Here is a 13,917-nt window from a genome sequence, read left to right on the forward strand (position 1 = left end):
TTCAAGTTGGTGGCCTGTCGACATCGGTAGAATCACGGCAATTTTTCAGCGCACGCATTGAATCGGGACCGGATACATGTCACTTCGCCTCATCACCAGCGCCGTCCTGGCACTGGTCGCCTGCATTGCACAGGCCGACGGACCCGCCCCGGCGATTTCGTACACCCGCGACATTCAACCGATTTTTACCGAGAAATGCGTGGCCTGCCATGCCTGCTACGACTCCGCCTGCCAACTCAACCTGGGCAGTGCCGAGGGGGCGGTGCGCGGAGCGAGCAAAATGCCGGTCTACGATGGCGAACGCAGCCAGGCCGCCCCGACCACCCGGTTGTTCTATGACGCCTTTGGCAAGCAAGCCTGGCAGCAGAAGGGCTTCTACTCGGTGCTGGACGCCCAGGGCAGCCAGGCCGCCTTGATGGCGCGCATGCTGGCGTTGGGCCATAACGCCCCGCTGGCGCCCAATGCCAAGCTGCCGGATGACATCGTGCTGGGCCTGAACCGCGAAAACCTGTGCGCCATGCCCGGCGAGTTCAATGCCTACGCAGGTGCCCATCCCAAGGAAGGCATGCCGCTGGCGGTCACCGGCCTGACCGACCAGCAATACCAGACCCTGCAACGCTGGCTGGCTTCCGGCGCGCCGATTGATGAGCAAGGCCTGGCGCCAAGCGCCAAGGAAGCCCTGCAGGTGCAACAGTGGGAGAACCTGTTCAACCAGCCCGGCGCCCGCGAAAGCCTCGTGGCGCGCTGGTTGTTCGAGCATTTGTTCCTCGCCCATATCTACTTTGAGAACGGCGAGCCGGGGCATTTCTTCCAGTGGGTGCGTTCGCGCACGCCGAGCGGTCAACCGATCGACCTGATTGCCACCCGACGCCCTAATGATGACCCCGGCACCCGTGTGTATTACCGCCTGTGGCCGGTGCAGGGCGTGATCGTGCATAAAACCCACATCACATACCCGTTCAGTGCCGAGAAGATGGCGCGCATCAAGGCGTTGTTCTACGCCGATAACTGGCAGGTCAACGCCTTGCCGGGCTACGGCCCGGGCCGGCGCGCCAACCCGTTCGAAACCTTCGAAGCCATCCCGGCCAAGGCGCGCTACCAGTTCATGCTGGATAACGCCGAATACTTCGTACGCACCTTTATTCGCGGGCCGGTGTGCCGTGGGCAGATCGCCACGGACGTGATCCGCGACAACTTCTGGACGCTGTTCCAGGACCCGGACCACGACTTGTACATCACTGATGCGCGCTATCGCGGCCAGGCCACGCCATTGCTGGCCATGCCTGGGCAGAACGATGACGTCGGCAGTGTACTCAGCCTATGGCTGGCCTACCGTGACAAACGCAATGAGTACGAGGCCCTGCGCCGTGACAGCTACGCCGACCTGCCGCCGCCGAGTTGGTCGAGCCTGTGGGCGGGCAATGACAATGCCTTGCTGAGCATCTTCCGCCACTTCGACAGTGCCTCGGTGACCAAAGGCCTGATCGGCGAAGTGCCGCAGACGATGTGGCTGTTCGACTACCCGCTGCTGGAGCGTACGTATTACCAGTTGGCGGTAAATTTCGATGTGTTCGGCAATGTGTCGCACCAGGCCCAGACGCGGTTGTACTTCGACTTGATCCGCAATGGCGCTGAGCAGAACTTCCTGCGCCTGATGCCGGCTGATTCCCGTGATGGCTTTATGGATGACTGGTACCAGAACAGCGGGAAGCTCAAGTTGTGGCTGGATTACGAGGCAATTGATGACGATAAGCCCACCGGCTTGCATCTGGATGAAAAAGACCCGAAGCGCGATTTTGCCAAGCAGTTGCTTAGCCGTTATGGCGATTTGAACGCCAGTCCGGATCCGATCAACCGTTGCAGGGGTGCGTATTGTTCCCGGGACGGTGTTGATCCGGCCTTACAGGATGCGGAGCAGGCGCTTAGCCGCTTGACGTCGCGCCCGGCCGCCGGGCTCAAGGTTATCGACCAACTGCCCGAGGCCACGATGCTGCGTGTCGAGACGGCCGGCGGCAAGCGCGTGGTCTACAGCATGCTGCGCAACCGGGCCCACAGTAACGTGGCGTTTCTGCTGGGGGAGGCGTATCGCTACCAACCGGGCCTGGACACGTTGACCCTCTATCCGGGCGTGCTCAGCAGCTACCCGAACTTCATGTTCAACATTCCGGCTCAGGAAGTGCCGGAGTTTGTTGCGCAGATGGAGCAGGCTCACGATGCCAAGCGGTTTGAGAAGATTGTGGATCGGTGGGGTGTGCGGCGTAGTCATCCGTTTTTTTGGCAATATTTCCATGATTTGTCGCGGTACATCCGTGAGACCACGCCAGTGGAAGAGGGGGTGTTGGATATGAATCGGTATGAGAATTTGTGAGGGGGCAGGGGCATATCCGTTATTTGAAAAGTAACCAAAGGCTCTTGCCCCAACGCTCGGTGTGCCCGTAATCCGACATTGATTTGGGCGGCTAAGATCAAAAGCGCGGCGGCATTGAAGCCGAGCAATGTTGTGTGTGCCGTACTCGGTTAAAAGTGTGGGAGGGGGCTTGCCCCCGATAGCAGTGGGACAGCTATAGAGGCATCAACTGACACACCGCCATCGGCAGCAAGCCCCCTCCCACAGTTTGATCGCCATGCATCAGGTGGATATCAGCCTGCTTTTGATCTTAGGCGCCCGTTAAACACAAATAACAGCTAGGCACACCCATCAAAAAACCCACTATCCCGACAAAAACACTAGGACTTTGTACCTGCGTAATATTTTGGCGTAAACTGCCGGCAAGCCTGTGAGGAGTTTCCATGACTGCCATAACCATTACCGACGCCGCCCACGATTACCTGGCTGACCTGCTGTCCAAGCAGAACACCCCAGGTATCGGCATCCGCGTCTTTATCACCCAGCCCGGCACCCAATACGCTGAAACGTGCATTGCCTACTGCAAGCCAGGGGAAGAGAAACCTGAAGACACCGCCCTGGGGCTCAAAAGCTTCACCGCGTACATCGACGCCTTCAGCGAAGCCTTCCTCGACGACGCCGTGGTCGACTACGCCACCGACCGTATGGGTGGCCAGTTGACCATCAAGGCGCCAAACGCCAAGGTGCCGAACGTCAACGCCGACAGCCCGGTCAACGAGCGCATCAACTACTACCTGCAAACCGAGATCAACCCTGGGCTGGCCAGCCATGGGGGTCAGGTCAGCCTGATCGACGTGGTCGATGACGGTATCGCCGTGCTCAAGTTCGGTGGCGGCTGCCAGGGCTGCGGTCAGGCGGATGTAACCTTGCGTGAAGGCATCGAGCGCACCTTGCTCGAGCGTATTCCGGAGCTCAAGGGGGTCCGTGACGTGACCGACCACACGCAGAAAGAAAACGCCTACTACTGAGTAAGGTGTTCACTGCGGACAGAAAAAACGGCGCCCCGTGAGCGCCGTTTTTTTATGCTTAAAATTCAATGGATTGCGTTAACTACCTAACAAAAAAGATTAATTGTTGGGGCAAGCCTGCTCTTGCATTTTTATTTTAATTTATTCATTTAAATCAGCTGGTTGCGATTAAAAGTGCATGTTGATTGTCATGGTCGGTACAAATGCGCATGCCCGGCCCGGTACAGCGACGACTCGCTGAAACTGTCACTTGCCAACACCTGGCCCACCACGATCAGCGCCGTGCGCCGAAACCCTTTCGCCGCCACCTTCCCGGCAATGTCACTCAGCGTGCCCACCGCCCAATCCTGGTCCGGCCAAGTCGCCCGGTGCACCACCGCAATCGGGCAATCGGCGCCATAGTGTGGCAACAGTTCGGCGACGATCTTTTCCAGGTGGTTGACCCCCAGGTGAATCGCCATGGTGGTGCCATGTCGCGCCAGGCTGTCGAAGTCTTCACCGGCGGGCATCCTGGTTTTATCGGCGTAGCGGGTCAGGATCACGCTCTGGGCGATGTCGGGCAGGGTCAGTTCCGTTTCCAACAACGCCGCACACGCGGCGACTGCGGTCACGCCGGGGATGATCTGGAACGGGATACCCCACTCGCGCAAATGGCGGATCTGTTCGCCAATCGCCCCATACAGGCTCGGGTCGCCGGAGTGCACGCGGGCGACGTCCTGGCCTTTGGCATGGGCGGTCTTGATCAGGTCGATGATCTGTTCCAGATGCAGTTCGGCGCTGTTGACCACGGTTTCTGCCTGATGGCCTTCCAGCACGGCAGCGGGTACCAGCGAGCCGGCATAGATGATCACCGGGCAACTGCGGATCAGCCGCTGGCCTTTGACGGTGATCAATTCCGGGTCGCCGGGGCCTGCGCCGATGAAGTAGACGGTCATGGTGATTCCTGTCGAAAAACGGGCGAGCATGAATATTGTTCATGATCGGGAAGGGCGATTATCGGGATTTCAGCCGGCGCAAGCCAATGCAAAGGTGGCCTGCGCGGTTTTTTTGCGCGTGATCAGCAGGCGGGCAGGGGCGTCAGCAAGGTGTTCGGCGAGTGCCAGGGCGGCGCTTTCGGCGATGCCGTAACAGCCGGTATGGGCAAAGGCGATCGCGGATTTGTGGCTCAGGCGGTCTGCGAAAGGCGCCAGTTGTTCTGCGCTGAAACAACGCAGCGGCAGGTTCAGGGCCGCGGCCAGTGCCAGTAGCCCCGGTTCATCCTGTTTGCGCGCGATACTGGCCAGTGCGGTGATGCGCTGGCGCTCGATACCGCCCTCGGCGAGGGCGGCATCAAACAGGCCCAGCAGGGTATGAACATCACAGCCGCGCTGGCAGCCCAGGCCGACCACCAGGGTCATGCGGAGTATTGATCGTCGCGGTTGCGGCGGAACAGCCAGGCGCTGATCAGGCCCAAGGCCAGCCAGAACGCGACGTTGGTCAACTGCGAAGCGATCTTGAACTGTGCTTCCAGGGCTTGCGGTGCCAGCATCGAATGCACCTCAGGCTGCGGCGCGCCGATTACGTGCGGTACTGCAAGGATCGCCACGCCCAGCACTTTCAGCAACCCGTTGCGACCGAACACGATCAAAGCGATACCTGCAGCGGTAGAGGCGGCGGTGCCGATCCACCACGTCTGGCGCAGCGCCAGGTCGGCGGCGGCGGTGCCTGGCAGCTCGGGCGGCAGGCCCATTGTCGGCGCCAGTACAAAGGTTGCATAACCGGCCAGGCCCCAGAGCAGGCCTTGAGCCGTGCGGGTCGGTGCGCGCAGGGTGTACAGGCCGGCCAGCATCAGGGCGAAACCGACGGCGACCACCAGGTTGCCGCCCGTGGTGGACAGCACGCGCTGCCAGCCATCTTCCGGCTCCCAGGCTTCGGCTTCGTGGGTATGCGCGGCAGCACCGGCAGCGTGTTCATGCGTCACTTCAGTGACGGCTGGGGCCTTTTCAAAGGTTTCCGCCTGCAGAATCAGCGGGGCAACCCAGAAGCTTTGCAGCAGGGTGAGCAGCAGGGCGGCCAGGAGACCGGTGAAACCTGCGGTTTGCGCGATACGCTTGATCATGTCGGCAGGTCTCAGTGGCACGGGAACGCGGCGCTGTGGCGGGTATCGTGGGCGGCGTTGTGCACGGCCTCGATGTGCGAGAAACCGGCGAAGTACACCAGGCACGCGCCGAGGATCGACGCGCCGATGGCGGCCGTCAGGCGTTGGCTCAACGTAGAGGTGCTGCTGGCGGAGTGCGAGGTGCTGCTGATGATCGACATGGCGCGTCCCTTTCAGGTGTCAGGGTGAAACGAGCGCATGAAAACCCCCGTGAGCCAGGCACGCAGGGTTCTGAACAGCGCCCGCCCACCGCGGGTTTGTTATCTGATTTTTTCGGGCCGGTCTCCGGGCTTGCGAGGGGCTCAATGCCTGAAAACGTCGCCTTCCCATGCCGGCTGGCACAGTGGATATGACGTTTCGCTCGCTTACCGTTGCGGGGGCAGCACCGGACTGTCATGCGTGTGTGCATGAGTCACCGGTTTCCCGTTTCACCCTTTGCAGGGCACCCGAAACAAGATGTGTAGGAGAGCATGGGGGTGGGAGGGGAGTCAATTGGGGATGTGGGTACATATCCGTTATTTGGGTAACGGCGGCTTATGGTTCCGCCCTTACGGCGGGTCACTTTCGAAAAGCGCGAAAGTAACCAAAGCGCTCTTGCCCCAACACTCGGCACCTCGCTTAGGCTCGGTGTGCCCGAACGCAGGCTTGAATCCGTGGGCCGCCGCCACGCGCCATCCATGGCGCGGGGCGGCTAACCCGGCGTCCTGCCGGGTTACCCACGGATTCAAGCCTGCGTTCGGCCAGCGTGTTTGACGGGGCGCCTGAGATCAAGATCAAGATCAAAAGCAAGAGCACGGCGGCCTGAAAGCCGACCTGAGTGGTTGGATCAAAAGCAGATACGTGCATGGCGGTGTGTCAGCTGATGCAGTTGTGGCTGTCACCCTGCAATCGGGGGCAAGCCCCCTCCCACATTTAGACCGCGATCGACAGACGCAACTCCGGTCGGCTTTAAGGCCGCCGCGTTTGCCTTTGCTCTATACCACTCAAGCCGGCTGTCAGGCCGCTGTGCTTTTGCTTTTGATCTTGATCTTAGGCGCCCCGTTAAACACGCTGGCCGGAATTCGACAGGGATTTGGGGGGTAAACCGGCAGGGATGCCGGTTTAGCCGCCCCGCGCCATGGATGGCGCGTGGCGGCGGCCCCCCAAATCACTGGCGAATTACGGGCACACCGAGCGTGAGCGAGGTGCCGAGTGTTGGGGCGAAGCGTTTTTGGTTACTTTTGGCGCTCTTCCAAAAGTGACCCGCCGTAAGGGCGGAACCCATTTCAGCCGTTACCGCAGCAATGGATATGTACTCAACCCAACCCCATCATTGACCATCCCCCAAGCACTGCGTAGCCTTGCACCCTCGAGGTTCTTCGGCCCAGGCCGAAGCTAAGAAGGGAACGCGGTCCAAGCCGCGGCTGCCCCCGCAACTGTAAAGGGTTCATCTGACTGCCACGCCACTGCCACCAGGCGGGAAGGCGCAGCCAGCGCCGGTCGCAAGACCCGCAAGCCCCAAGCCAGGAGACCTGCCTCGTAACCGATTTTCCACTTCAACCGGGCGGGGTGATCCGGTGACGAAATCCGCTGCTGCGCGCCGTCGCAGGGCCTATCGTCCCGTATGCCCGCCCCAAGGGCATCCGATGAAAACACTGGCCAAACTTCCCGTCACCATCGTTACCGGCTTTCTCGGCTCGGGCAAAACCACCTTGCTGCGCCATATGCTCGACAACGCCCAGGGCCGTCGCATCGCGGTGATCGTCAATGAATTCGGCGAGTTGGGCATCGACGGTGAAATCCTCAAGCAGTGCTCCATCGGTTGCACCGAAGAAGAAGCCAACGGCCGCGTCTACGAGCTGGCCAACGGCTGCCTGTGCTGCACCGTGCAGGAAGAATTCTTCCCGGTGATGCGCGAATTGGTCGCCCGTCGCGGCGACCTGGACCATATCCTCATCGAAACCTCCGGCCTGGCCCTGCCAAAACCCTTGGTGCAAGCCTTCCAGTGGCCGGAAATCCGCAGTGCCTGCACCGTTGACGCGGTTATCACCGTGGTCGACAGCCCGGCCGTGGCCGCCGGCACGTTCGCCGCGTTCCCGGACCAGGTCGATGCCCAGCGCAAACTCGACCCGAACCTCGACCACGAATCGCCACTGCACGAGCTGTTCGCCGACCAGTTGGCCAGTGCCGACCTGGTCATCCTCAATAAAGCCGACCTGATCAGCGCCGAAGACCTGGCCCGCGTGCGCCTGGAAGTCGCCGAAGAACTGCCGCCGGCGGTGAAGATCATCGAAGCCAGCAGCGGTCGCCTGCCGCTGGACGTGCTGATCGGCCTGGGCGCCGGTTCCGAAGAGCATATCGACGGTCGCCACAGCCATCACGATCATCACCACGACGGTGAAGACGATCACGATCACGATGCGTTTGACTCCATCTCCATCGACCTGCCGCAAGCCGACGAAGCGCTGCTGCTCGACGCCCTGACGCAATTGGTGGTGGAGCACAGCATCCTGCGTGTCAAAGGTTTCGCCGCGATCCCGAACAAGCCGATGCGTCTGCTGATCCAGGGCGTGGGCACGCGTTTCGACAAGCATTTCGACCGCGCGTGGGGCGCCGACGAAGCGCGCATCACGCGCCTGGTGCTGATCGGCCAGGACCTGGACGCGGCAGGTCTCGAAGCGCAACTGCGCGCAGCCCTCAGCGTTTAACCCATGCACCTGCTCAGGACTCAGCCCGGTGGTTTTGTCTCGGACGACAATATTGCCGACCTTGGCCAAACCCCCGCTGAACTGGTGATCCTGTGCAGCGGTGATTCCAGCCTGGCGCTGCTGGCCGAAGCGGCCCAGCAGTTGCCCGACGACTACCCCAGCTTGCGCCTGGCCAACCCGATGCAGGTGCAGAACCATGCCTCGGTCGACCTGTACGTCGATGAGGTGCTGCGCCACGCCAAGGTCATCCTGATTTCGCTGCATGGCGGCATCGGTTATTGGCGCTACGGCATCGAGCGCTTGGTGGAGTTGGCCGAGCGTGGCGTGCAGTTGATCCTGGTACCGGGGGATGATCGCCCGGACCCGGAGCTCAGCGCCTTGAGTACCGTCGGCGCAGAAGAGCGTGATCGCCTCTGGCAGTTCCTGCGCCAGGGCGGCCTGGGCAATGCCTTGGATTTCTATCGCTGCCTGGCCAGTGGTTACCTGGGCCGCGACTACGCCTGGGAAGCGCCGCACACCCTGCCGCGCACGGCGATTTATCATCCCCGTCACGCCAATGCCCGTCTGACCGATTGGCAGGCCGACTGGAACGCTGACTGGCCGGTGGCGGCGGTGCTGTTTTATCGCTCGCATTTGCAGGCGGCCAATACCGGTTTTATCGACGTGTTCTGCCAGCGTTTGCAGGCGGCGGGCCTCAACCCGTTGCCGATGGCGGTGGCCAGTTTGAAAGAACCGGGCTGCCTGACGGTGGTCGAGGACTGGCTGGATGAGGTCGGTGCGGCGGTGATCCTGAACACCACCGGCTTTGCCCAGTCCAGCCCCGAAGCACCGCACCTGCGTCCGTTTCGCCGCAATATCCCGGTGATCCAGGCGATCTGCGCCCAGGACAACCAGCCCGGCTGGGAAGCCAGCGAGCAAGGCCTCGGCCCGCGTGACCTGGCCATGCACATTGCCTTGCCGGAGCTGGACGGGCGCATCATCAGCCGGCCGATCAGTTTCAAGGACCTGGCCTGGCGCAGCGAGCGCAGCCAGTCGGATGTGGTGTGCTACCGCGCCGCACCTGAGCGCATGGATTTTGTCGCTGAGCTGGCGCGGCGTTGGGTCGAGCTGGCGCGGGTGCCGAATGCGGATAAACGCATTGCGCTGATCCTTGCCAACTACCCGACCCGCGACGGCCGGATCGGCAACGGCGTGGGCCTGGATACCCCGGCCGCCGCGCTGAATATCCTGCGTGCCCTGCAGGCTGAAGGCTATCCGCTGCCGGACACCTTGCCCGACAGCGGCACGGCGTTGATCCACGACCTGTTGGGCGGTGTCACCAACGACCTGGACAGCCGCGACCTGCGCCCGTGCCATCAAAGCCTGGGGCTGGATGACTACGACGTACTGTTTCAGCGCTTGCCCGAGGCCAATCGCCAGGCGGTGCTGGAACGCTGGGGCCCGCCGCAGAACGACCCGATGTGCCGCGACGGTCGCATGATGATCGCCGGCCTGCGCCTGGGCCTGACCTTTGTCGGGATCCAACCGGCGCGGGGTTATCAGGTGGACGCCAGCGCGGTGTATCACGATCCGGACTTGGTGCCGCCTCACGCGTACTTGGCGTTTTACTTTTGGCTGCGCCACACCTACGGCGCCCATGGCGTGATCCATGTGGGCAAGCACGGCAACCTCGAATGGCTGCCGGGCAAGGGTGTGGGCCTGTCGGAGAACTGCTGGCCCGACGCGCTGCTGGGGCCGCTGCCGAATATCTACCCGTTTATCGTCAACGACCCGGGCGAGGGCGCCCAAGCCAAGCGGCGCACGCAGGCGGTGATCATCGATCACCTGATGCCGCCGCTGACCCGTGCCGAAACCTACGGCCCGCTGCGCAACCTGGAGTTGTTGGCCGACGAGTATTACGAAGCGCAATTGCTCGACCCGCGCCGCGCCCTGGCGTTGCAGAAAGATATCCTCGCGCTGGTGCGTGAAACCCGCATCGACCAGGAGCTGGAGCTGGAGAGCGATGCCGACGCGGCCGTGTGGCTGCCGCGCCTGGACACCTATCTGTGCGACCTGAAGGAGTCGCAGATCCGCGACGGCCTGCACATTTTTGGCGAGTCGCCCGCCGGCCGCTTGCGTATCGACACCTTGCTGGCTTTGCTGCGCATCCCGCGTGGCGATGGCCGTGGCCCGCAGTCGAGTGTGCTGCGGGTGCTGGCCAAGGCGTTCGACTTGGGTTTCGACCCGCTGGACTGCGCCCTGGCCGAACCCTGGACCGGACGGCGTCCCGAGGTGTTGCAGAAGATCGACGCTCAGTTGTGGCGCACTGCCGGTGATACCCGCGAGCGCCTGGAGCTGTACGCGGCGCGGTTGATCGAGCAGGCGTTGGAAGAGCCGCTGGAACAGTTGGAAGAGCCCGGCTGGGAAGACGTGAAAGCCGTGATCGAAAGCCTGCGTATCGTCGTGGCGCCACGCCTGGACGCCTGTGGGCCGGCGGAAATGCGCGGGCTGCTGGACGCCTTGGGCGGCCGTTTCGTGCCCGCTGGCCCCAGCGGTGCGCCGAGTCGCGGGCGTTTGGATGTGCTGCCCACCGGACGCAACTTTTTCAGCGTCGACGTGCGCAACCTGCCCACCACCACGGCCTGGCGCATCGGTTTCCAGTCGGCCAACCTGATCCTGGAGCGACACCTCCAGGACCATGGCGACCACCTGCGCCAGCTCGGCCTGTCGGTATGGGGCACCGCGACCATGCGTACCGGTGGCGATGATATCGCCCAGGCCATGGCACTGATGGGCGTGCGCCCGGTGTGGGCGACGGGCAGCCAGCGCGTGGATGACTTCGAGATTCTGCCGATCAGCTTGCTGGATCGGCCGCGCGTTGACGTGACGCTGCGGGTGTCCGGCTTCTTCCGGGATGCCTTCGCTAATCTGATCCGCCTGTTCGATGCAGCGGTGCAGGCGGTGGCCGCGCTCGACGAACCGGACGCTATGAACCCGTTGGCGGCCAAGGTGCGCAGTGAGCGCGAGGCGTTGCTGGCGTCCGGCCTGGACGCAGAGGCTGCGGCGAAACAGGCCGGCTGGCGCATCTTCGGCGCCAAGCCTGGCGCCTATGGCGCGGGTGTGCAGGGCGCGATCGACGGGCGCCTGTGGCAGAGCCGCGAAGACCTGGCCGAGGTCTACCTGAACTGGGGCGGCTACGCGTATGGCGGCGCCGACGAGGGCACCGCCGCCCGCGAACAGTTCGCACAGCGGTTGAGCCAGGTGCAGGCCGTTTTGCAGAACCAGGACAACCGCGAGCACGACCTGCTTGATTCCAATGATTACTACCAATTCCAGGGCGGCATGCTCGCCGCCGTGGAAACCCTGAGCGGTGACAAGGCTGCCAGCTACCATGGCGACCATAGCCAGCCGGACCTGCCGAAGATCCGTACCTTGAAGGAAGAGCTGAACCGGGTGATCCGTTCCCGCGCCGCCAACCCCAAGTGGATCGAAGGCGTGAAGCGCCATGGCTATAAAGGTGCGTTCGAGATGGCGGCGACCGTGGACAACCTGTTTGCGTTCGACGCCACTACCGCGCTGATTGACGATCACCAATACGCTTTGTTGGCCGACGCCTATTTGCTCGACCCCGACACCCGGGCCTTTGTGCAACAGCACAACCCGGATGCACTGCGCGATATGACCGAACGCATGCTGGAAGCCCAGCAGCGTGGGATGTGGCAAGAGCCTGGGGCGTACCGTGAGGCGTTGGAAAACCTGTTGCTGGACATAGAAGAAGACAATTGATAGCGCGCCAGACGCACTTTTGTGGTGAGCGGGCTTGCCCCGCGCTGGGCGGCGAAGCCGCCCCCCTGCGATACACCGCGTTATACCTGAAAAAATGAGACGACCTTGTCAGGGCCGCTTCGCAGCCCAGCGCGGGGCAAGCCCGCTCACCACAGGGCAAGCCTGCTCACCACAGGGCAAGCCTGCTCACCACAGGGCAAGCCTGCTCACCACAGGGCAAGCCCGCTCACCACAGGCAGGATTTAAAGAGAATTCGCATGACTGATATTCCCCATTTCCCGCTGTCCGCCGTGGTCGGCGCCGACGACCTGAAACTGGCGCTGTGCCTGACCGCCATCGACCCAAAGATCGGCGGCGTGCTGATCGAAGGCCCGCGTGGCATGGCCAAGTCGACCCTGGCGCGCGGCCTCGCGGACTTGTTGGCCAGCGGACAGTTCGTGACCTTGCCGTTGGGCGCCACCGAAGAGCGCCTGGTGGGCACACTGGACCTGGACGCCGCATTGGGCGAGGGCCGTGCGCAATTTTCACCCGGCGTATTGGCCAAGGCTGACGGCGGCGTGTTGTATGTCGACGAGGTCAACTTGCTACCCGATCACCTGGTGGACCTGCTGTTGGACGTGGCGGCGAGCGGCACCAACCTGATCGAGCGCGACGGCATTTCCCATCGCCATTCAGCGCGGTTTGTGCTGATCGGCACCATGAACCCGGAGGAGGGGGAGCTGCGCCCGCAACTGCTCGACCGCTTTGGTTTCAACGTGGCGTTGAGCGGGCAGACCTTGCCGACCGAGCGCGGGCAGATCATCCGTCGGCGGTTGGATTTCGACAGCGATCCCGCGGTGTTCTGCGTGCAATGGTCGGATCCTCAAGCAGCCTTGCGCGAACGTTGTACCCAGGCGCGGGCGCGGCTCGACAGTATCGAGTTGGATGACCGGGCGCTGGCGCAGATCACCGAGCGGTGCTTCGCCGCCGGTGTCGACGGCCTGCGTGCGGACCTTGTCTGGCTGCGAGGCGCCAGGGCGCATGCCGCATGGCGGGGGGCCACCGCCATCGCCGAGGAAGATATCGAAGCCGTTGCCGAGTTTGCCCTGCGCCATCGCCGTCAGGAGCAAGCGCCACCGTCCAGCCCGCCTCCTGAAGGCCAGGCACCGAAACCGTCGGACACCTCGCCCGGCCAAGGCCAATGGGGTGATATGCCCGCCCCGGCGTTACCCACCGGCGCTCGTCGGGATGTGCCCGCCTGGCCAAAAAAGCCCTAGGCATTCGCCCCCGGCCTGACGCGGGGGCGGATGCCCGGCCCAAGGCAGGGCGATTGGACAGCGGCAGGCACGGCAAGGCACGCAGCGCCAAGCAAGGCACGATCAATTGGCCGGGCACTTTGCTCGGTGGTCGGCCGCAATCGCGAGAGGACTTGCTGTTTCACCTGCGCAGTCGTGCGGCCCATGAGCTGTGGCTGGTGATTGTCGATGCGTCGGCGTCTACACGGCGGCATCGGGCGTTAACCGACGCCAAGGGCTTGTTGGCGCAATTATTTGATGACGCTTACCGCCAACGGGCACGGATGGCGTTGTTGACCGCGAGCGGGCCAGTGCCGAAGTGGCAGGTACAGGGATTGAAAGCAGCCAAGGGCTTGGCGGGCTGGCTGGAGCAGTTGGGGGCGGGCGGTGGCACGCCATTGCTGGCGGCGTTGACCGAAGCCGGGGAATGGCTGGCGGTACGGCGCACGCGATATCCGGCGGAGCGGCAGCGGTTGCTGGTGATTACTGACGGGCGACTCAAGGAAACTAACGGCCTACCGCTGTTGGAGTGCCCGGGGTTGCTGGTCGATATCGAGCGTGGGCCGATCAGGCTAGGTCGGTCCCGGGAGTTGGCGATCAGGTTGCAGTTGGAGTATCGGCATATCGATCAGCTGTAGTGCCTGGGCAACCGCTATCGGGGCAAGCCCCCTCCCACAGG

Annotated in this window: 10 protein-coding genes and 2 riboswitches; of the genes, 6 read left to right on the forward strand and 4 right to left on the reverse strand. The window is 63.0% G+C overall.

Annotation, left to right across the window (positions count from 1 at the left end; all coding sequences use genetic code 11):
• The first annotated feature begins 76 nt into the window (after positions 1-76).
• Positions 77-2,368: a fatty acid cis/trans isomerase gene (locus tag BM403_RS23985; RefSeq protein WP_093545311.1), complete on the forward strand. Its 2,292-nt coding sequence runs from the start codon at positions 77-79 to the stop codon at positions 2,366-2,368.
• A gap of 422 nt (positions 2,369-2,790) precedes the next feature.
• Entirely contained in the window at positions 2,791-3,375 is a 585-nt protein-coding gene (nfuA, locus tag BM403_RS23990; RefSeq protein ID WP_003190728.1) for a Fe-S biogenesis protein NfuA, read from the forward strand.
• A gap of 188 nt (positions 3,376-3,563) precedes the next feature.
• Here nfuA and cobM read toward each other — a convergent pair whose 3' ends face one another.
• From cobM to BM403_RS24010, 4 genes are all read right to left on the reverse strand, one after another.
• On the reverse strand, positions 3,564-4,310 hold the full coding sequence (cobM, locus tag BM403_RS23995) for a precorrin-4 C(11)-methyltransferase (protein WP_093545314.1): 747 nt from the start codon (positions 4,308-4,310) through the stop codon (positions 3,564-3,566).
• Between the two features lie 69 nt (positions 4,311-4,379).
• Entirely contained in the window at positions 4,380-4,772 is a 393-nt protein-coding gene (locus tag BM403_RS24000) for a cobalamin biosynthesis protein (RefSeq protein WP_093545316.1), read from the reverse strand.
• The gene (locus BM403_RS24005) at positions 4,769-5,473 is read right to left on the reverse strand and encodes a CbtA family protein (protein ID WP_093545319.1); all 705 of its coding nucleotides are present in this window, start codon (positions 5,471-5,473) and stop codon (positions 4,769-4,771) included. Before BM403_RS24005 ends, BM403_RS24000 begins: the two co-directional genes overlap by 4 nt.
• A gap of 11 nt (positions 5,474-5,484) precedes the next feature.
• Positions 5,485-5,673: a CbtB domain-containing protein gene (locus BM403_RS24010; protein ID WP_012723860.1), complete on the reverse strand. Its 189-nt coding sequence runs from the start codon at positions 5,671-5,673 to the stop codon at positions 5,485-5,487.
• Positions 5,674-5,770: 97 nt separating this feature from the next.
• A riboswitch (cobalamin riboswitch) is annotated at positions 5,771-5,977 on the reverse strand.
• An 869-nt stretch (positions 5,978-6,846) separates the two neighbouring features.
• A riboswitch (cobalamin riboswitch) is annotated at positions 6,847-7,046 on the forward strand.
• A gap of 91 nt (positions 7,047-7,137) precedes the next feature.
• On the opposite strand from BM403_RS24010, the gene cobW reads away from it, so the two are divergent.
• The 4 genes from cobW to BM403_RS24030 all read left to right on the forward strand — a co-directional run bounded on the left by cobW (position 7,138) and on the right by BM403_RS24030 (position 13,876).
• Complete coding sequence (gene cobW, locus BM403_RS24015) at positions 7,138-8,199, forward strand: cobalamin biosynthesis protein CobW (protein WP_093545322.1); 1,062 nt, start codon at positions 7,138-7,140, stop codon at positions 8,197-8,199.
• 3 nt (positions 8,200-8,202) lie between these two features.
• Positions 8,203-11,964: a cobaltochelatase subunit CobN gene (gene cobN / locus BM403_RS24020; protein ID WP_093545325.1), complete on the forward strand. Its 3,762-nt coding sequence runs from the start codon at positions 8,203-8,205 to the stop codon at positions 11,962-11,964.
• Between the two features lie 257 nt (positions 11,965-12,221).
• Positions 12,222-13,220: a magnesium chelatase ATPase subunit I gene (locus tag BM403_RS24025; protein ID WP_093545328.1), complete on the forward strand. Its 999-nt coding sequence runs from the start codon at positions 12,222-12,224 to the stop codon at positions 13,218-13,220.
• Positions 13,221-13,273: 53 nt separating this feature from the next.
• A complete protein-coding gene (locus tag BM403_RS24030) occupies positions 13,274-13,876 on the forward strand; it encodes a vWA domain-containing protein (protein ID WP_012723864.1) in 603 nt (200 codons plus the stop codon).
• Positions 13,877-13,917: the final 41 nt, after the last annotated feature.

The organism is Pseudomonas sp. OV546, from assembly GCF_900116845.1.
GTDB lineage: Bacteria > Pseudomonadota > Gammaproteobacteria > Pseudomonadales > Pseudomonadaceae > Aquipseudomonas > Aquipseudomonas petroselini.